The sequence below is a fragment of the Meishania litoralis genome (assembly GCF_042611095.1).
GTDB classification, from domain to species: domain Bacteria; phylum Bacteroidota; class Bacteroidia; order Flavobacteriales; family Flavobacteriaceae; genus Meishania; species Meishania litoralis.
In genome coordinates, this window is record NZ_JBHFPV010000002.1 from 387,510 (window position 1) to 406,839 (window position 19,330).

At 43.1% G+C, this 19,330-nt stretch carries 17 protein-coding genes; 9 read left to right on the plus strand and 8 right to left on the minus strand.

Annotated features, from left to right (window positions below):
* Window positions 1-11 precede the first annotated feature (11 nt).
* Window positions 12-2,792: a M16 family metallopeptidase gene (locus tag ACEZ3G_RS10840; RefSeq protein ID WP_432425508.1), complete on the minus strand. Its 2,781-nt coding sequence runs from the start codon at window positions 2,790-2,792 to the stop codon at window positions 12-14.
* A 185-nt stretch (window positions 2,793-2,977) separates the two neighbouring features.
* Between ACEZ3G_RS10840 and ACEZ3G_RS10845 the strand changes: the two genes are divergently transcribed.
* Window positions 2,978-3,358: a DoxX family protein gene (locus tag ACEZ3G_RS10845; RefSeq protein ID WP_432425509.1), complete on the plus strand. Its 381-nt coding sequence runs from the start codon at window positions 2,978-2,980 to the stop codon at window positions 3,356-3,358.
* Window positions 3,359-3,360: 2 nt separating this feature from the next.
* Here ACEZ3G_RS10845 and holA read toward each other — a convergent pair whose 3' ends face one another.
* Window positions 3,361-4,362 carry a DNA polymerase III subunit delta gene (gene holA, locus ACEZ3G_RS10850; RefSeq protein WP_432425510.1) on the minus strand — a complete coding sequence of 334 codons (1,002 nt, stop codon included), beginning with the start codon at window positions 4,360-4,362 and terminating at the stop codon, window positions 3,361-3,363.
* A 25-nt stretch (window positions 4,363-4,387) separates the two neighbouring features.
* Here holA and ACEZ3G_RS10855 point away from each other — a divergent pair, with 25 nt between their 5' ends.
* The 4 genes from ACEZ3G_RS10855 to ACEZ3G_RS10870 all read left to right on the plus strand — a co-directional run bounded on the left by ACEZ3G_RS10855 (window position 4,388) and on the right by ACEZ3G_RS10870 (window position 9,537).
* Window positions 4,388-4,834, plus strand: a complete 447-nt coding sequence (locus tag ACEZ3G_RS10855) for a type I restriction enzyme HsdR N-terminal domain-containing protein (protein ID WP_432425511.1) — start codon at window positions 4,388-4,390, stop codon at window positions 4,832-4,834.
* 12 nt (window positions 4,835-4,846) lie between these two features.
* Window positions 4,847-5,848 (plus strand): glycosyltransferase family 2 protein, encoded by a 1,002-nt coding sequence (locus ACEZ3G_RS10860; RefSeq protein ID WP_432425512.1) that lies wholly within the window; start codon window positions 4,847-4,849, stop codon window positions 5,846-5,848.
* A 99-nt stretch (window positions 5,849-5,947) separates the two neighbouring features.
* Window positions 5,948-6,799 (plus strand): OmpA/MotB family protein, encoded by an 852-nt coding sequence (locus tag ACEZ3G_RS10865; RefSeq protein WP_432425513.1) that lies wholly within the window; start codon window positions 5,948-5,950, stop codon window positions 6,797-6,799.
* A 158-nt stretch (window positions 6,800-6,957) separates the two neighbouring features.
* Window positions 6,958-9,537, plus strand: a complete 2,580-nt coding sequence (locus ACEZ3G_RS10870; protein ID WP_432425514.1) for a zinc-dependent metalloprotease — start codon at window positions 6,958-6,960, stop codon at window positions 9,535-9,537.
* A 5-nt stretch (window positions 9,538-9,542) separates the two neighbouring features.
* Here the strand turns inward: ACEZ3G_RS10870 and ACEZ3G_RS10875 are convergent, their stop codons facing one another.
* The gene (locus ACEZ3G_RS10875) at window positions 9,543-10,163 is read right to left on the minus strand and encodes an L-threonylcarbamoyladenylate synthase (RefSeq protein ID WP_432425515.1); all 621 of its coding nucleotides are present in this window, start codon (window positions 10,161-10,163) and stop codon (window positions 9,543-9,545) included.
* Between the two features lie 172 nt (window positions 10,164-10,335).
* Between ACEZ3G_RS10875 and ACEZ3G_RS10880 the strand changes: the two genes are divergently transcribed.
* Window positions 10,336-10,980, plus strand: a complete 645-nt coding sequence (locus tag ACEZ3G_RS10880; protein WP_432425516.1) for an NAD(P)-dependent oxidoreductase — start codon at window positions 10,336-10,338, stop codon at window positions 10,978-10,980.
* 44 nt (window positions 10,981-11,024) lie between these two features.
* On the opposite strand, the gene ACEZ3G_RS10885 is transcribed toward ACEZ3G_RS10880, so the two are convergent.
* From ACEZ3G_RS10885 to ACEZ3G_RS10905, 5 genes are all read right to left on the minus strand, one after another.
* A complete protein-coding gene (locus tag ACEZ3G_RS10885) occupies window positions 11,025-11,384 on the minus strand; it encodes a DUF1801 domain-containing protein (RefSeq protein WP_432425517.1) in 360 nt (119 codons plus the stop codon).
* Between the two features lie 55 nt (window positions 11,385-11,439).
* Window positions 11,440-11,817 carry a VOC family protein gene (locus tag ACEZ3G_RS10890; protein ID WP_432425518.1) on the minus strand — a complete coding sequence of 126 codons (378 nt, stop codon included), beginning with the start codon at window positions 11,815-11,817 and terminating at the stop codon, window positions 11,440-11,442.
* A gap of 79 nt (window positions 11,818-11,896) precedes the next feature.
* Window positions 11,897-12,475 (minus strand): Crp/Fnr family transcriptional regulator, encoded by a 579-nt coding sequence (locus ACEZ3G_RS10895; protein ID WP_432425519.1) that lies wholly within the window; start codon window positions 12,473-12,475, stop codon window positions 11,897-11,899.
* Between the two features lie 8 nt (window positions 12,476-12,483).
* Window positions 12,484-13,365: a glycoside hydrolase family 16 protein gene (locus ACEZ3G_RS10900; protein WP_432425520.1), complete on the minus strand. Its 882-nt coding sequence runs from the start codon at window positions 13,363-13,365 to the stop codon at window positions 12,484-12,486.
* 19 nt (window positions 13,366-13,384) lie between these two features.
* Window positions 13,385-15,712, minus strand: a complete 2,328-nt coding sequence (locus ACEZ3G_RS10905) for an ATP-dependent helicase (protein ID WP_432425521.1) — start codon at window positions 15,710-15,712, stop codon at window positions 13,385-13,387.
* A gap of 131 nt (window positions 15,713-15,843) precedes the next feature.
* Here ACEZ3G_RS10905 and ACEZ3G_RS10910 point away from each other — a divergent pair, with 131 nt between their 5' ends.
* The 3 genes from ACEZ3G_RS10910 to ACEZ3G_RS10920 are packed head-to-tail and all read left to right on the plus strand — an operon-like array spanning window position 15,844 to window position 19,285.
* Window positions 15,844-16,389 carry a DsrE family protein gene (locus ACEZ3G_RS10910; protein WP_432425522.1) on the plus strand — a complete coding sequence of 182 codons (546 nt, stop codon included), beginning with the start codon at window positions 15,844-15,846 and terminating at the stop codon, window positions 16,387-16,389.
* An 8-nt stretch (window positions 16,390-16,397) separates the two neighbouring features.
* Window positions 16,398-17,708, plus strand: a complete 1,311-nt coding sequence (locus ACEZ3G_RS10915; protein ID WP_432425523.1) for an amidohydrolase — start codon at window positions 16,398-16,400, stop codon at window positions 17,706-17,708.
* A gap of 11 nt (window positions 17,709-17,719) precedes the next feature.
* A complete protein-coding gene (locus ACEZ3G_RS10920; RefSeq protein WP_432425524.1) occupies window positions 17,720-19,285 on the plus strand; it encodes an FMN-binding glutamate synthase family protein in 1,566 nt (521 codons plus the stop codon).
* Window positions 19,286-19,330 lie beyond the last annotated feature (45 nt).

The following is a 19,330-nucleotide window of genomic DNA, read 5'->3' on the forward strand; positions in this document are numbered from 1 at the left end:
TATTTTTGCTATTAGTTTTTGATATCGGTATCGGGTTGCTTTATGGCCGGAACCTTTGGATTGCCATCGGCATCGATTTCGATAATATTGTCAAAACCAAGCCCGTCAAGTTTCTCCGCAATTTTTGCGCGATCCCCGACCATGAACCAATTGACGGCATCAGGTTTGACCACTTCTTTACTAACTTCTTGAACATCTTTTAATGAAAGGTTTCTAACATTGCTATCATAACTTTGATAATAGTCATCGGGAAGATTGTAATTAACTATGTTAGACAGCGAACTATTGACCGAGCTATTGGTTTCCCACTGGCCCGGAAGGCTCAATATCTGATTGGTCTTTACCTTATCGAGTTCTTCTTGGGTCACGGGTCGCGAAGTTATGAATTCCGATATTTCCTTACGTAGCTCGGTTACCGATTCGGCCGATTTATCGGTTTGAACAGGGGCATACATAATAAACGGTCTTTCGGCCTTCGCACCCATAACAAATCCGCCTGCGCCATACGCCCAATGCTTATCCTCGCGCAGATTCATATTGATTCTTGAGGTAAAATCACCGCCCAAGATACTTACCATTTGCTCCAAGGCCACTTGATTTACGTCACCATACTTTTTTGTCAAATGGCCCGCCAAGATCACCGATTGTTCCGATTCTGGCCGATCCATCAAGTATAGCGTGTTTTTAGAATTAACCTGCGGTTTGGTAAACGCTATTGTGGGTACATCTCCTTTTTTCCATTTACCAAAAGCTTTTTCAAGTTTATTCTTTAAATCGTTCATTTCGATATCACCGGTAACCACAAGGGTTGCATTATTGGGTTTGATCCAAGTGTTATAGAAATTCTCGATGTCCTTCTTTGACAGTTTTTCAACGGTTTCCTCATAACCACTTCCTGTATATGGATTACTATAAGGGTGACCTTCACCATAAAGGTATTTGTTCATCACCCGAAGTGCCATCGATATCGGTTGCGCCTTTTCTTGCTTTATCGAATTGACCTGTTCATTTTTTAAGCGATCAAACTCTTTTTCGGGAAAGGAAGGGTTCAACACCACATCGGCGAATAAATCAATGCTCGCATCAAGGCTGGGTTTTAAGGTATTGAGATATACGTTGGAATTGTCTAGGCTTGAAAAGGTTGAAAGACTGGCCCCGAGCAACTGTAACCTTTCATTGATCTGCAAAGAGGTAAGCTCCTTTGTGCCTTCATCCAATAAATTCATGGCCAACTTCGCCGTTCCTGGGGCCGCAATATGATCGGTCTTGTAGCCCGCATCGAACATTAGGTTCATTACGACCGTGGGCACTCCCGTTCGTCTTGCCAAAACAATATCCAGCCCATTGGATAGCTTGGCGCGCTCCAATTCCGGGAATTTCGAAGTCTTGGTCTGGCCCAATTCAGGTAATTTCGAGCGATCGACCGTACTTGCTTCTACGCTGTACTCAGGAAAGGGCCTGCACAATAAAACGTGTTTGCCTTTGGAAAGCCATTTTTTGGCAGTTGCCTGCACATCGCCTATTGTCGCATCTTCAACATATTTCAATACGGTCTTGTAATAAGAGGCATCTTCAAAATAAGTTTCGTTCGAGGCCAAAATATCGGATACCCCGCCAAAACCACCGATACGCTCCAATCCTTTAATGAAGGAGGAAAAATAGGCGGCCTTTACCCTTTTGAGTTCATCTTGTGTTGGCCCTTCATTAATAAGTTTTTGGATTTCTTCCTCCAAAATGGTCCGTACCCTTTCGACATCTTCGCCCGGCTTTACGTTCGCCCAAGTGACAAAATTGCTGGCAATTTCGCTGGATGCCTGAAAGGAAACCACCGAACTGGCGATCTGGTCTTCATAGACCAGTCTCTTATATAACCTTGAGTTTTTTCCGCTGGTCAAAATTGAGGAAATCAAATCAAAGTGTATATCTTCCCTATTCCCGAATTCAGGGGTATTGTAGGCAAACAATATTCGCGCCTCTGGAACCCTGTCCTCATAGACCTGATAAGTGTCCCCATTATGTACGGGAACATTCACCTCATGTCTTGAGACCGTAGGCCCTGAAGGAATGTCACCGAAATACTTGAGCACCTTTTGGTAAACTTCTTGAGGATTGATATCTCCGGCCACGGCGACCACGGCATTCGCGGCACCATAATACGACTTGAACCAGTCTTGCACATCTTCAAGCGAAGCAGCATTGAGGTCTTCCATTTCACCAATGACCGTCCAAGAATACGGGTGGCCTTTAGGGTACATGGCGTAAGTCAGATAATCCCATTGTTTACCATAAGGTTGATTATCTCCTTGTCGTTTTTCATTTTGTACGACCCCTCGTTGCTCATCAAGTTTTGCTTGATCGATGGCACCCAATAAATGCCCCATGCGATCGGACTCCAAAAACAAAACTTGATCCAATGCAGAAACGGGTACGTTCTGAAAGTAATTGGTACGGTCAGAATTGGTCGTTCCGTTTAAATCGGTGCCCCCAATACGTTCAAGGGCCTGAAAATAATCATCATTGAAATTTTCGCTACCGTTGAACATCAAGTGTTCGAACAAATGTGCAAAACCGCTCTTACCCGGCTTTTCATTTTTTGAACCTACATGGTACCAGACGTTTACCGCAACAATAGGCGCCTTATGGTCTTCATGTACCAAAAGTTTAAGGCCGTTGGGCAAAACGAATCTTTCATATGGAATATCAATCTGGTCGGCTTTGAACTCAAAGGATTGCGCCCGAGTCAATTGAATCGACATTAAAAGTAAAAAGTAAAAGAATAGTAATTTTTTCATGATCGATGACTTTAGTTTTTTTTTATTTCAATAATGCATAAATATAAGACATTAAGTGCTTTTAGAACAATTATTTTACCGCTTCGGGGATCGCTTACCAAGTTAGGCCTTATAAGCAAAGTCAACATATCAATTTCAAATTCAAATAAAAATTGAATACTTTAGGGCTTTAAAAAAATCCCCCCATGAAAAATACACTTCTAAAAGATATTGGGCTGGCATTGCTGAGGGTCGGCGCATCGGCAATGTTGCTTACCCATGGCATCCCTAAATTTCAAAAACTTGTTGGCGGTGGAGAAATTGAGTTTGGCGATCCAATCGGCATTGGACCGGCTCCCTCTTTGTTTCTAGCGGTATTGGGCGAATTCATTTGCCCCATCTTAATCATCATAGGCTTCAAAACGCGATGGGCCGCTATTCCATCGGCGATAACCATGGCCACGGCCGCTTTTATCGTTCACAAGGCGGATCCTTTTGGAACGAAGGAAAAAGCCCTTTTATTTCTTTTGATGTTTATCGTGATCTTGCTTTTAGGCCCAGGGCGCTATAGTATCGACAAAAAATAGCGTTAGATTATCTTGACCAAGAGTTCTTTCAACAAGTCTTCATGCGAAGCGGCTTGTGCCCCTACCCCTTTGCCCTTTAAATCCATTTGGCGCAAGTGCGAGATAATTTGACTGACCCTTTTCATGGGATAGTTTTTGGCGGCGGTTTGAAACTCACCAACAAAATATGGATTGATCCGAAGTGCGCCGGCGACATTCTTTGGCGAATGGTCGTTCAATCCATGATATTGCAAAAGTTGCGCAAAAAAAGAATGCAACAAGGTAACGGTCAGTACAAAGGGGTTGTCTTTGGGGTTTTGCGCAAAGTAGTTGATGATTTTAGCGGCCTTCAAAACATTTTTTTCGCCAACGGCCTTTTTAAGCTCGAAGTTGTTATAGTCTTTGCTGATCCCGATATGCTCTTCGATGTCAGACGGTACGATCTCATGGCCCGATGGAAGTACAAGCATCAACTTTTCAAGTTCTTTGTCGATCTTACCTAAATCAGTACCAAGAAATTCTACCAAAAGCACCGCAGCCTTATGGGATATCTGGTAGCCCTTTTGAAGCAAGTTTTTGCGGATCCAATCCGAAACCTGGTTCTCATATAGTTTTTTTCCTTCGTAGATCAATCCTTTGGTCAAAATGGATTTGTACAATTTTTTTCGTTTGTCCAGCTTTTTGTATTTATAGCAAATCACCAGTACCGTTGTCGGCTGCGGGTTCTTTGCGTACGAAGTCAATTGTTCGATAGTGCGCGATAAGTGTTGTGCCTCTTTCACGATGATGACCTGTCTTTCGGCCATCATGGGATAGCGCTTGGCATTCGAAATAATTTCGTCTATCGATGTATCTTTACCATACAAGGTCATTTGATTGAACCCCTGTTCTTCTTCGGTAAGTACTTTTTTCGAAATGAAATCGGCGATCTTATCCAGATAATAAACTTCCTCGCCATGCAGAAAATAAATCGGCTTTATTTTTCCATCGCGTATTTCATTGACTATCTGTCTTGCTTCTTCCATCAAAAAAAATCATCAAATTTGCCCTATGCAGGCATTAGACTTTCCAAAATATGGCTTCCGCTTCAAAAGTAGCGAAAATAAAATCTGGATTTTTGACATAATACGTAAAAAATTCGTGGTCTTGCAACCTGAAGAATGGGTGCGGCAACACGTCGTGCACTTTCTTATCGAGGATAAAAAATATCCCCCAAGTCATATCAATGTTGAAAAACAGTTGACTGTTAACGGTCTTAAAAAAAGATACGATGTAGTAGTCTTTAATAGCGATGGAAGCATTAAGGTCTTGGTCGAGTGCAAATCGCCCCAGACAACGATATTACAGGCTACTTTTGATCAGATCGCTCGGTACAATATGCAAATGAACGCCGAGTATTTAATGGTCAGTAACGGACTGCAACACTTCTATTGTCAAATGGATCTTGAGAATCAAAAATATACGTTTTTAGAGCATATTCCTGATTTTAGCCGTTAATTTGCCTCTGTTTTGAAAATAGCCATAGTCATACTCAACTGGAACGGTGAAGTGCTTTTAGAGCGTTTTCTGCCCTCTGTGGTACGCCACTCCGAAGAAGCTGATATTTATGTTGCCGACAACGCGTCTACCGATTTGTCGGTGCAATTTATTAACGAGAACTACCCGATGGTAAAAGTCATTCAAAACAGGGTCAACGGCGGTTTTGCAAAAGGGTATAACGATGCCCTTCAACAGGTTGAGGCCGATATTTTTTGCCTATTGAATTCAGATGTTGAGGTAACCGAGGGCTGGCTTACCGCTATAATCGATTTATTCGCCAACAATCTCCAAGCGGCAATCGTACAACCTAAAGTATTGGATCTTCTTCACAAGAATTATTTTGAATATGCCGGGGCGGCCGGGGGATTTCTTGATCAACTGGGGTATCCGTTCTGCCGTGGGCGTATTTTTCAGTCTTTGGAAAAAGACAATGGGCAATATGACGATGTTCGCGAAATATTTTGGGCGACCGGTGCCTGCATGTTCATCAAAAAGGAAGTTTTCGACGCCTTGGGCGGTTTCGACGAAGATTATTTTGCGCATCAAGAGGAAGTCGACCTTTGCTGGCGCGCAAAAAATGCCGGGCATAAAGTTTTTTATGTAGGTGCCTCAAAGGTGTATCACCTCGGTGGATCTACCCTAAGCAATATGAACCCGAAGAAAACCTATCTCAATTTTAGGAACTCACTGTTTTCGATTGTCAAAAACCTGCCCCGTAAAAAAACTTTCGTTATCATAATCTTTCGATTGCTTCTCGACGGTGTCGCCGCCATACGTTTCATATTCCAATTCAAATGGAACCACTGCTTTGCCATACTTAGGGCGCATTTGAGTTTTTATAGGCAATTCCCGAAAATGTACCGAAAACGTGAAAAAGCCAATTTTATCCTAAAATATTATGTGACAAAATCCATAGTATGGTCACATTTCGTACATCAGGTAAAGAATTTTAACGTATTAGTAAAAGATTAACTAATTTCGCGAAAGGTGACATAACGTTTTATCTAATTTTGTCAACGAATCGAACCAATTTGAACGAATAACTATCATTTTAATTTAAGTAACATAACTATGAAAAAAATCATTCTAGGCTGTTTGGGAGCTGCAGTATTATTGTCTTCTTGTGTTTCGCAAAAGAAGTATGCCGAACTTGAGGCCAAGCATAAAGAAGCTCAGGACCTACTTAATTCTGCAACGGTAAAACTGAACAGTTGTCTCGAAGAAAAAGCAACGGCCACATCAAGACTGCAAACGTTGGAAGATCAAAACGCGTTTCTTAAGGCGAACAACCAAGAATTGATCAACAACATGGGCAACTTGACCACTTTGACCACCAAAGGTGCGGAAAACCTTGAAAAGTCTTTGGAAAGTCTTCAGGAGAAAGACCTGACCATTCGTAAACTACAAGATGCCATTACCCGAAGAGATTCGGTCAACCTTGCTTTGGTACAAAGCTTAAAGGGCGTATTGGGCAACCTTGATGACGAAGATATCGAAATCAGTGTCGAAAAGGGTGTGGTATTCGTTTCCATTTCAGACAAACTTTTATTCAGCAGTGGTAGCTACAACGTTACAAGCCGTGCCAAAGAGGTATTGGGCAAAGTTGCACAAGTCGTGAACAACAAGCCTGATTTTGAATTCATGGTCGAAGGCCATACCGATGATGTGCCTTATAATAGACCCCCACTATATGACAACTGGGATTTGAGCGTGAAACGTGCTACGGCCGTTGTTAGGATTCTTCAAAAGGATTACGGAGTGGACCCCAAGCGTATGACCGCAGCAGGGCGTGCAGAATACGTGCCGGTATCCGCGACTGAAAAGTCAAAGAATAGAAGAACAAGAATCGTTGTACTTCCAAAAATCGACCAATTCTACAGCATGATCGAGGAAGGTATGAAAGACCCTTCTATCAATAACTAAATTCGATCATCAGAATACAAAAGACCGCAGCCAATAAAACTGCGGTCTTTTGATTTAAACCAGATCCTTGTTCACGGTCTTTAATTTATAGTATATTTGAACGACCGAGCCGATTATTCCACAGAATACTATTTGCATAATAAAAGCGTTTTCCTAGCATGAGGATATTATTCGGATCGATTTGCCTGCTCTTCCTGCTAAACGGCTGTGGCCTGCTAAATAAGGCCAATGCCCCCGGTACTGCTGATGCACCCATAAGCACAAAACGCGCTTCATCGAAAGCCAAAGCGCATGGCTACGAATCATTTATTACAAAAGAGGCCATAAGCCAAAAAGGACTTTTGGACGTTCATCAAGTGGGCACTAAATATTATTTTGAAATTGCCGACAGTATCTTGAACCGTGAAATTTTGGTCGTTACCCGATTCGCAAAAACACCTGCCGGTTCTGGAAATTATGGAGGCGAGGAAATAGGAAAGAAAACCATAACGTTTGAAAAAGGGCCTCAAAACAATATTTTTCTACGGATAGGAACCTTGGTGAGCATCGTTGATGAAGACGATTCCATTTCCCGGGCCGTCAATAATTCGAACATAACCCCCATTCTTGAGGCTTTTGATGTTAAGGCCCGTAACGATAAAAAGAAAACCAGTCTTATCGAGGTTACCGATTTCATTAACGGCGAAAGCACATTGTTATCTTTGAATGAAGGTCAGAAGGAATCATACAGGCTTTCTTCACTTGAAAAAGACAAATCTTATATTCAAAAGATTACCACCTTCCCCATCAATACCGAAGTTAGAACCGTAAAGACCTATAAGGCCAAAACTACCGGAAAAAAAAAGAAGGAACTTCCCGCGGCAATCTTATCGGGTGTTGTGACCCTTGAACTGAACAGTTCGTTCATACTGCTTCCAAAAGTTCCGATGGGCAAAAGGTACTACGATGAAAGGGTGGGTTATTTTGCCAGTTCATACTTGGAGTATGGCGACGATCAGCAAAAAGTAGACCGCAATACCTTTATACATCGATGGCGCCTTGAACCAAAAACGGAGGATATCGAAAAATGGAAAAATGGGGAATTGGTCGAGCCCAAAAAACCTATAATCTTCTATATCGACCCGGCCACACCCAAGAAATGGCGGCCCTATTTGATCAAGGGCATCAATGATTGGCAAAGTGCTTTCGAGCAGGCAGGTTTCAAAAACGCCATAGTAGGCAAGGAATGGCCTATCGACAACTCTTCGATAAGCCTTGAAGATGCCCGATTTTCAGTACTTCGCTATTTTGCCTCGCCAAAAAAGAACGCCTATGGACCCAATATCACCGATCCACGTAGCGGTGAAATTCTTGAAAGTCATATCGGGTGGTACCACAACCTGATGAGCTTGTTGCACAATTGGTATACCATTCAGGCCGGTGCTGTTGACGAAAGGGCGCGGAGTATGGAGTTCGAGCCTGAGCTTATGGGCGAATTGATCCGTTTCGTCTCATCACATGAAGTGGGCCATACCTTGGGCCTTCGACACAATATGGGAGCAAGTCACGCAACCCCTGTAGAAAAACTGAGAGATGCGGAATGGCTGAAAAAAAATGGACATACCAGTTCAATAATGGATTATGCACGTTTCAATTATGTTGCACAACCTGAAGATAGCATACCGCCAAAAGAACTAATGCCCAGAATAGGTGACTACGATAAATGGGCTATACAGTGGGGTTACGGAAAACTACCCGATATTGAAGGCCTGGATGACGAAAGGGAAATTCTAAATCGCTGGGTGGTCGATAGTATCGCATCAAATCCGAGATTATGGTTCGGGGGCGAGGGACGTGATTTTGACCCGAGATCTCAAACCGAAGATTTGGGCGACAACGCTATGGTTGCCAGTACCTACGGAATAATGAACCTACAACGGATCGTGCCTCGTTTGACCGATTGGACCAAAGCTAGAAACAGTGATGACTATTCCAATCTCGACGAAATTTACGAGAGCCTCGTGAAGCAATATGAGAACTACCTGTTTCATGTGGCCAAAAATATAGGCGGAATCTATGTAACCCCAAGGACCATGGGCGAATCTGGGGAAGTTTATTGTCCTGTTCCAAAAAGTCAGCAAAAAGAAGCCCTTGTCTTTTTGAACAACCACATCTTCAAGGAACCGAAATGGTTGATCAACAACGAGATTTTGAACAAAACCGCTTCCCCGCAATCAAAGGAATCGATTACCAAAACGATGGAAACCGTTTTGTTGAACCTTATGGGCGGAAGCCGTATGAGCCGTATGACATTTATAAGTGAGCGCTACCAAGATGAGGACGTTTATACCCCAGAACAATATATCGACGACCTCAATCAGCTTATATGGGGTGAGATGAACGTTTTTTACAAAACCACTGCCTATAGAAGAAAATTACAAAAAGCTTACGTTTCGAATATGATAGCGCTTTACAAACCCAATGAGGCCGAGGGTGTCGTCGAGGGAATTTTGGCGAAGCTGTCTGAAGGCTACACGGCCAATACCGACGTTCGTTCGCTGGCACTTCACAACCTTACCACGCTTCAACGTAAAATTAAGGGCACACTTTCTGTGATAAACCATCGCATGACAAAAGCGCACCTGCTTTATCTTCAAAAAGAAATCGAAGAGGTAATCGGGGAAACCCAAGATCCCGGAAACTTTTTCATTCCTGCAAATCCCGATCTATCGATCGAAGAGGGAGAAGGTGAAGATTAAGCGTTTCAAAATATATCAAGGCCCCCTTTGCCCTCACGGATTATCTCCGGTTCATTGCTCGATAGGTCGATTACCGTAGAGGCCACATTGCCACCATAGCCACCATCGACCACAACATCTACCAAATTCTTCCATTTTTCAAAAATCAGTTCCGGGTCGGTCGTGTATTCAAGTAATTCATCCTCATCACGTATCGATGTAGAGACTATTGGATTGCCAAGACCTTCCACCAGAGCCTTCGCAATGGCGTTGTCGGGCACCCGAATACCGACGGTCTTTTTCTTTTTAAAATCTTTCGGCAGGTTATTGTTTCCTGGAAGGATAAAAGTATAGGGCCCGGGCAAAGCACGTTTCAAAATTTTGAAAGTAGGTGTATCGATTTGCCTGATATAATCTGAAAGGTTACTTAGATCGGCGCAAATAAAAGACCAATTAGCCTTGGCGAGCTTGATTCCTTTGATCCTCGCAATACGCTCCAAAGCCTTGGTATTCGTAATATCGCAGCCCAAGCCATATACGGTATCGGTGGGATAAATGATTAAACCGCCCTTTTGAAGTATCTTAACAACACGCATAACCTCTTTTGGGTTAGGGTTCTCTTCATATATCTTAATGAAATCGGCCATTACAATCAACTATTCACAGCTAAATTAATTTATTGTTCGGTTATTATTAATACATTTGAATATTAGATTCTCTTTATAACATACACATCAGGAAGTTTTCGACTTCCCTTCCAAGGCATCACGACTTCTTATGATGCCGAATTTTCAGTACAATGGTTTTATAAAGAGAAAGATGAAAGATACTACAAAAATTGCCGTTGTCGGCGGTACAGGAAAATCAGGTCGCTACCTCGTACAAGAATTATTAAAACGGAAATTCCGTTTTAAAATCCTGATCAGAAATCCAGACAATTTTAAAATAGAAAGTCCATTAGTAGAAGCCATCGTAGGAGATGTTTCAAACCTTGAAACGGTACGGTCGCTGATCCAGGGTTGTGATGCCGCAATCAGTTGTTTGGGTTGGGGTACGCCCCCAAGTCCGAACACCATTTTTGGTACAGCAACACAGAACATACTTCAAGCGATGCTTGATTACAGTAAAAGACGTTACATTGTGCTTTCCGGTCTGCATGTAGACACTCCTTACGATCAAAAATCGGTAAAGACCGGCATGGCGACACAATGGATGTACGAAAACTATCCAGATTTCACCAAAGACAGGCAGTTGGAGTATGAGACACTGGTAAAAAGTGATTCTGATTGGACATTGATAAGACTTCCCGTAATCGAATTGACGGAAGAAAGACGCGGTATAATAACCAGTCTCGAGGATTGTTTGGGCGACAGGATCAGTACAACTGATCTTGCTGATTTTCTTATCGAACAATTGAAACAATCAACCTTTATTCAAAAGGCCCCTTTTTTGGCTAATATTTAATTTTTTACAAAGCCCCTAAATCTTCAAACGATTTCGGGGCTTTGTCAATTTTTTGAAATTCGAACAGCTTCTTCGATTAAAGCTACCAAAATCTTGTCATCGGGCAAGTCCGATAATTTCGTAATCCCTTTTATCCCTTTCATCATTGACTTTTCGCCAATATTCTCAAGAACTCCTTTGGGATCCTTTAATGATTTGCCTTGGTAGAACATAAAATTCACATGTTTTTTAAACGCCATGATACTGCACACGTTTTTTTCGCCGTACTCAAAATTAGGGGCGTTCCATTTTATGTTTTCTACAATCTCTGGTAAAGCTTTTTGAACGAGGGCCCGTAAATGGATAATTATCGGCTGTGTGCCGACCGAAGCCCTCTTTATGTAATTATCAACCGCTTCATTCATAAAAGCAAAGTTTAAATTTCATTACAGGTCGTTTTAAGATTGATTGATAAACTCCTTATTTTAAAGAATGCAATCCGAACATATTTCCTTCGGTATCATTACATAGACTAATAAAACCATACTCGCCAATGGACATTTTAGGGGTAATAATTCTTCCGCCGGCATTTGAGACCCTGCTTTCCTCAATCGAACAATCTTCGGACATGAAATAAACGATGACGCTATTGGCGCCGGCCTTTACGTCATTCATATGAACCAACGCACCCGATGAACCGTGTTGCTCCATATCTGCGGGAAAAGCCAACATAAGTAACTCATCTTTGGTGGGGTTTTGTAATTCGGTCAACTGCACGTCAAGCACTTTTTCATAAAATTTTTGGGCCCTATTGAGATCATCCACATAAATCTCGAACCAACCGACAGGATTTTTCATTTGCTATAAACTTTAAATTAGTGCTTCAATTTACTAAGCCATCATTAAAGTAAACTTGACCTATGGCAAGAAATGGAGGCTATGTTCGTGCGGTTGCTTTGCGGATACGGCTTAATGAAGAATCGGTAATTCCCAAATAGGAAGCAATATGTTTAAGAGGTGCGTTTTGAATGACCAATGGTTTTTCTTCCAACAATTTATGGTATCGTTTCATGGCCGAATCGGTAATCATCGAAATTGCCCGCTGCTTTGACTCAAAAAGGCTTTGCGACATCCAAGCACGGCCCCATTCGCTAAAGCCTGCTATGGAATGGTATATATTCTGAAAATCATCGAAATCGATTTTCCAACAAATGCAATCTGTCAAGACCTGAATATTTTCCTTAGAGGGAATGCGTTGGAAAAGCGACGATACTTCAATGATGATTTCATTCTGGGCAAAAAAATTGGTGGTAATATCGTTACCGTTATAATCATAAACGAAAGAACGCGCAAGGCCTTCTTCAAGTATAAGATATTCGTCAGCGACCAGCCCCTCTTTGAGCACAAAATCACCTTTTCTGAAGTATACTTTTTTATGTAAGGCGCATATGGTACCTATTTCCTCCCTAGATAGAAGGGGATGTTCATAAACTTGTAACAATAGGCCATTGTCCATAAATACTTCTATTTGACCTGGTAGACCCTGACATAATCAACTTCCATAACGGCCGGAAAAATGGAGTCGTCCACACCCTCCATACCGCCCCAGTTGCCGCCTACTGCAATATTCATCAAAAAGTAAAAAGGCTGGTTGAAAGGCCAGTTATCGACATTGGAAACGGCAGAACGCAAAAAATTTAGTTTCACATTTCCTGGATCGTCAATATAGAATTTCAGGTATTTGTCCGTCCAAAGTAGTCCATAGACGTGAAATTCTTCTTCAATGGACGCAAGTTCGACCGCTCCTGAAGTGACCTGTGTACCGCTAATATGGTTGTTCGCGGTACTGTGAATGGTAAAATGTACCTTGTTCGGGTCAAAACTCACATATTCCATTATATCGATTTCCCCACATGCGGGCCATCCAGCGGTTTCAATGTTCGAACCCAACATCCACAATGCCGACCAGATACCGTTACCGCGATGATCGGGTATTTTTGCCCGAATTTCCATTTTTCCATACCGGAACGATTTCTTACTGTTCAATCGCGCAGAGGTATAATTGGCCGATCCGCTGGCCTCTTTTTTAGCAATGATCTTAAGGGTGCCATCGCCGACTTCCACATTATTATCGGCCACATAATCCTGTAGTTCATTATTGCCCCATCCGTGTGATCCGGTCTCAAAAACCCAATTTTCTGAAGAAAGCTCCGTACCATCGAATTCATCGCTCCATACCAATTCGGCATCGTTCCAATAGTCGGCCGCAAAAACATCGTCGATTTCAACAGTTGTTGCGTCGTCGTCTTCATTTTGAACTGGAATTTCCTGTCCTTGGGCACCATCGTTGCCACATCCTAATGAAAATAGCGCGGCCAATAGCACGAACAAAGGTTTTCTTGACATAAATGAACTTATTTAATGGTTAATTCAACACTTCCAATTTAGCAAAACGCAACAACAGTTTCTTAACCTCTCCTTTCTCAAATTTGATCTCTGCTTTTTTGTCGTTACCGATGCCTTCGATCTTCAATACCTTACCTCTACCGAACCGTGTATGGTTTACCAGTGAACCTTCTGCAAGGTTCGGGTCAACGGTATTGCCGTTGCCGATGGGCTGTGCCAATTGCGGCTTGAGTTTTCTAAGTTTGCGCAATTGACTCTCGTTGGGCTTTCGAATACTGGGCGGATTTGTATTTTTAGGCTTCGTCTGGCGTAATCTACTTTTGTCGACCTCGCCAAAAATATCGGTATCGATCAACGATTTGTATCGGTAGGTGTTTTCGATCGGGGTCAGGTTCTCGACATATTGTTCATCGATTTCTTCCAAAAATCTACTGGGTTCGGCATCGATAAGCTTGCCCCATCGATAGCGGTTCTGCGTATAGGTCAAATAAGCTTCTTTTTCAGCTCTAGTCAGCGCTACATAGAACAACCTTCGTTCTTCTTCCAACTCACTGCGGGTATTCATGCTCATTGCGGACGGAAATAGATCTTCCTCCATTCCGACAATATACACATAAGGGAACTCAAGGCCTTTCGCAAGATGAATGGTCATAAGGGCCACGCGGTCTTCATCTCCGGTTTCCTTATCGAGATCTGTTGCCAACGCGACATCCTCTAAAAACTCCCCGATATCGCCTGTCGCATCTGCCAACTCTTTTTGTCCTTCCACAAAATCCTTTATTCCATTCAAAAGTTCCTCAATATTTTCCATCCGGGCAATACCTTCGGGAGTGCCATCTTTTTTGAACTCCAATAGAATGCCTGTTTTTTTGGCAACATGTTCGGCAAGTACAAAGGCATCGGCACCTTCGTTCATTATCTGAAAGCTTTTGATCATGGTAACGAAATCGTGCAGCCTGTTTTTGGTTCCGGCGTTGATTTTCAGGTCGATCTTATCAAGATTTTCCATAACCTCGAAAATGGATCTTCCATAATGGTTTGCCGCGACAACCAATCTATCGACGGTTGTTTGCCCTATTCCTCTTGCAGGGAAATTAATCACCCGTTTCAGGGCTTCCTCGTCTTTAGGGTTGACGACCAATCGCAGATACGACAAAACGTCCTTTATTTCTTTGCGCTGGTAAAACGATAACCCCCCGTAAATGCGATACGGAATATCTCTTTTACGCAGGGCATCTTCAATGGCCCTTGACTGCGAATTGGTACGGTACAATACGGCAAAGTTTCCATTTGGCAATTGCCGTTGCATCTTGTTCTCAAAAATGGAACCGGCCACGAAACGACCTTCTTCGGCGTCGGTAATGCTTCGGTGTATTTTAATGGCGGCACCTGCTTCATTGGCCGTCCAAACGACCTTCTCCAATTGGTTCTTGTTCTTGGAAATAATCGAGTTGGCCGCATTCACGATATTTTTGGTAGATCGGTAGTTTTGCTCCAAACGATAGACGCCGACATCGTTATAATCTCTTTGAAAATTCAGGATGTTGCTGATATTCGCCCCCCGAAAGGAATAGATGCTCTGGGCGTCATCACCGACGACACAGATATTCTGATATCGGTCAGACAATGCCTTTACGATCAAATACTGAGAGTGGTTCGTATCTTGGTACTCATCGACAAGAATATATTTGAAACGCTCTTGATATTTCATCAATACCTCGGGAAAGCGATTGAGCAGTTCGTTGGTCCGCAATAGCAGATCATCAAAATCCATGGCCCCGGCCTTAAAGCAGCGGTCGACATATTCTTGGTAAATCTCTCCTGTACGTGGCCGTTTGGCCATGGCATCTGCCTCGACCAATTCAGGATTGTTGAAATAGGCCTTGACCGTTATCAAACTGTTCTTATAGGAAGAAATGCGGTTTTGAATCTGTTTGTACTTATAAACATCTTTATCAAGTCCCATCTCCCTAATTATCGAGGCGATCAATCGTTGCGAATCTTGCGTATCGTAAATTGTGAAGTTGCTGGGAAAACCCAACTTGTCCCCATCGAAACGCAGAAGTTTGGCAAACACTGAATGAAAGGTTCCCATCCAAAGATTCTTTGCTTCCGAATTGCCAACGATATCCGCGATTCTTTTTTTCATTTCTCGGGCGGCCTTATTGGTAAAGGTCAAAGCGAGGATATTGAAGGAATCTACCCCCTGCTCCATCAAATGGGCAATACGATAGGTCAGAACCCTGGTCTTACCGGATCCGGCGCCCGCAATTACCATAAGAGGTCCGTCTTTATGTAAAACCGGGGCTCTCTGGGCCTCGTTCAATTCATCTAAAAAAGTACTCAAAAGCTATCGGTATTTAGATCCGTGAATTTAGCCATAATTACCCTGTTCGAAAAATCTGATTTCGACAATTATGTGCAACCAAAAGGTATTTCTTTTGAATTTGAATATATTTAGGGAGTTAATTCAAATCAATGACAAAAGTTGTACGTTATCCCATATTTCTATTCCTGTTTTTTTTGACAACCGCGTCATTTTCCCAAAAGAAATCCGACGGTCCTATAATATCAGGGTTTGGAGAAGTTTTTATGATCGAAAACCCCGATTTCAAGGTTGATCCTACCCAAGAATACAAAGCTGTGTTCGACATTATGAATTCGCCAGAATCGCATGACGCCCTGAATCGAAGTATCGAAACCGCCGCTCGTTTTTTGAACATGCATGCGCAGGCCGGGGTACCCAAAGACAAGTTGAGAGCTGCTATTGTTGTACATAATGCCGCATCGAAAGACATTATCACCAACGAAGCCTATCAAAAAAGATATGGCAGTGACAATCCGAATTCAGGATTGATCCAGGCCCTATTGGATGCCGATGTACAGGTTATATTTTGTGGCCAATCGTCAGCGGCAAGAAACTTTCCGAAAGAAGAACTTATTGAAGGGGTACAATTGGCCCTATCGGCCATGACCGTTTTAATAGACTTACAAAACCAAGGTTACAGACTAATTAAATTTTAAACGCAGATATGAAAAAGTTTATGTTTTTATGGGCACTCTTTTTTGCCTTTTCAGGTTTTTCGCAACACTCAAAATTCGATAAGGATTATTCGGACATCGAACCTCAAGTGATAGAATGGCGAAGGTACTTTCATCAAAATCCGGAGCTTTCGAACCGTGAGTTCAAGACCGCCGAGAAAATTGCGGAGCATTTGAAGTCTTTGGGCATTGAAGTCGAAACGGAAATAGCCCATACCGGCGTTGTGGGAATATTGAAAGGGAAAAAACCGGGCAAGGTGGTGGCACTAAGGGCCGATATTGATGCCCTTCCCGTTCTCGAACGCAATGAACTACCGTTCAAATCCACGGCCAAAGGGGAGTTTATGGGCGAAGAAGTTCCCGTAATGCACGCATGCGGACATGATACCCATACCGCTATTCTAATGGGTGTGGCCGAAGTGCTTTCAAAAAACAAGGATAAAATCAAGGGTACGGTCAAGTTTATCTTTCAACCTGCCGAGGAAGGGCCGCCACCGGGCGAAGAAGGTGGGGCATTGCTGATGGTCAAGGAAGGCGTTTTGAAAAACCCCGACGTAGATGCTATCTTCGGACTCCATATCAATTCACAAACACCCGTAGGCGTAATTCGTTACAAGTCAGGAGGTACCATGGCCGCTGCTCAAAGTTTTACCATCAAAGTAAAGGGAAAGCAAAGCCATGGCTCTCAACCTTGGTCAGGGGTGGATCCCATTTTGATCAGTGCCAAAATTATCGATGGCCTACAGACCATCATTAGTCGTGAAACAAATTTGACAAACGAAGCGGCAGTAATAACGGTGGGCAAAATCACTAGTGGCGTGCGCTTTAATATCATACCTGAAAGTGCAGAAATGATCGGTACCATCAGAACTTTGGATTATGATATGAAAGACCATATCAACAAACGAATGAAAGAAATGGTCGCGACCATTGCCAAGGCCTACGGCGGTGAGGCAACCTGTGAAATCAACGATGCTACCGATATCACCTTTAACAACCCCGAGTTAGTAGAACAGATGTTACCGACTTTGAAGCGCGTTGCCGGAGATGAAAATATTGTGACCCAGAAGGCCATAACCGGAGCCGAGGACTTCTCTTATTTTCAACGTGAGGTGCCAGGTTTCTTTTTCTTCTTGGGAGGAATGACTCCTGGGAATACCGAGTCTTTTCCGCATCACACTCCAGATTTTCTTATCGATGACAGCGGTTTGATCCTTGGCGTTAAGGCCCTGACAGAAATGAGCCTTGATTATTTGAATAGTCCCAAAACCCCAACATTGCCCGCAAACGTCAAAGGTTAGTACTGATTGTAATGGAACGACTTCTTGAAATATTGGGAAATATTCCTTGGTGGATATGGATTCTGATTTTTTTGGCCCTAGTTGCCATTCGCGATATATTCTTTCAACGGGCGCACACGATCAGTCACAATTTTCCGGTCGTAGGTCATTTGCGGTATTGGTTGGAAAGCATCGGTCCTGAAATGCGGCAATATTTCGTTGCGAACAATCGCGAAGAACTTCCGTTTAACCGCATCGAAAGAAGTTGGATCTATGCGTCGGCAAAAAAAGAGAACAATTACGAAGGCTTCGGAACGGACCGTGACATCTATGCCCACCAGCACATCTTTATCAAAAATCAGATGATGGCCTTCAAGGTTCCGGAAAACCATCCGAATACGGTGGATAAATCTTTTCTGCCCTGCGCCAAGATCATCGGCGAATACAATAAAAGAAAAAGGCCATATCGCCCAGCCTCGATCATCAATGTTTCGGCCATGAGTTTTGGTTCGCTGTCAGCAGCAGCCGTTTCAGCCATGAACAAAGGGGTCGCAAAGGCCGGGGCTTACCACAATACGGGAGAAGGAGGGCTTTCCCCCTATCATAAACAAGGTGGCGATGTTATTTTTCATTTTGGAACGGGCTACTTTGGAGTACGTTCTTCCGATGGCAACCTTTCCATGGAAAAATTGAAACAATTGGTCAATGACAATCCGTGTATCAAGGCAATTGAAATTAAATTATCTCAAGGAGCAAAACCTGGGAAAGGCGGCGTGTTGCCCGGTACCAAAATCACTCCCGAATTGGCTGAAATCCGTGGTGTCGAAGTCGGCAAAGATGTGCTTTCGCCTGCCACCCACAAGGCTTTTGACAATGTTCCCGAATTATTGCAGTTGATAGAGAAAATTGCCGATGAAACGGGCTTGCCCGTAGGTATCAAAAGTGCCATCGGCAAATTGGACCAATGGGAAGAACTGGCCGAGTTGATGGTAGCGACCGGTAAAGGTCCTGATTTCATTACCGTTGATGGCGGCGAAGGAGGCACTGGGGCAGCACCCCCATCATTCGCAGATCACGTCTCTTTGCCATGGGTATATGGCTTCTCAAGCTTGTACAAGGTATTTCAAAGAAAGGATTTGACGCAAAGAATCGTTTTCATAGGCAGCGGCAAACTCGGATTTCCGGCCAAGGCAGCTATGGCATTTGCCATGGGCGCCGATTGTATCAATGTCGCCAGAGAGGCCATGATGAGCATCGGTTGCATACAGGCCCAAATCTGTCATACGAATCGCTGCCCGTCGGGGGTGGCCACACAGAATAAATGGTTGCAAAATGGTATCGATATTCCTTTAAAGTCGGATCGCTTGGCCCAATATTTCAAGACCTTTCGAAAAGAGTTGGTCGAAATAACGCACGCCGCCGGATACGAGCACCCCTGTCAGTTCACCATGAACGATGTTCAAGTCAATGTCGACGATGATGAGCTCTATAGAACCCTTCGCTCTTCCTACGGATACAATAAGAATCCTGTCCCCTTTTCCTCAATGCAGAAATTGTACGATTGCGATTATTTGGGAGGGAAAGATTCCCATAAATAAACCGATTACTATATTTTTGCATCGATAATCAAGTAAAAAATCCAT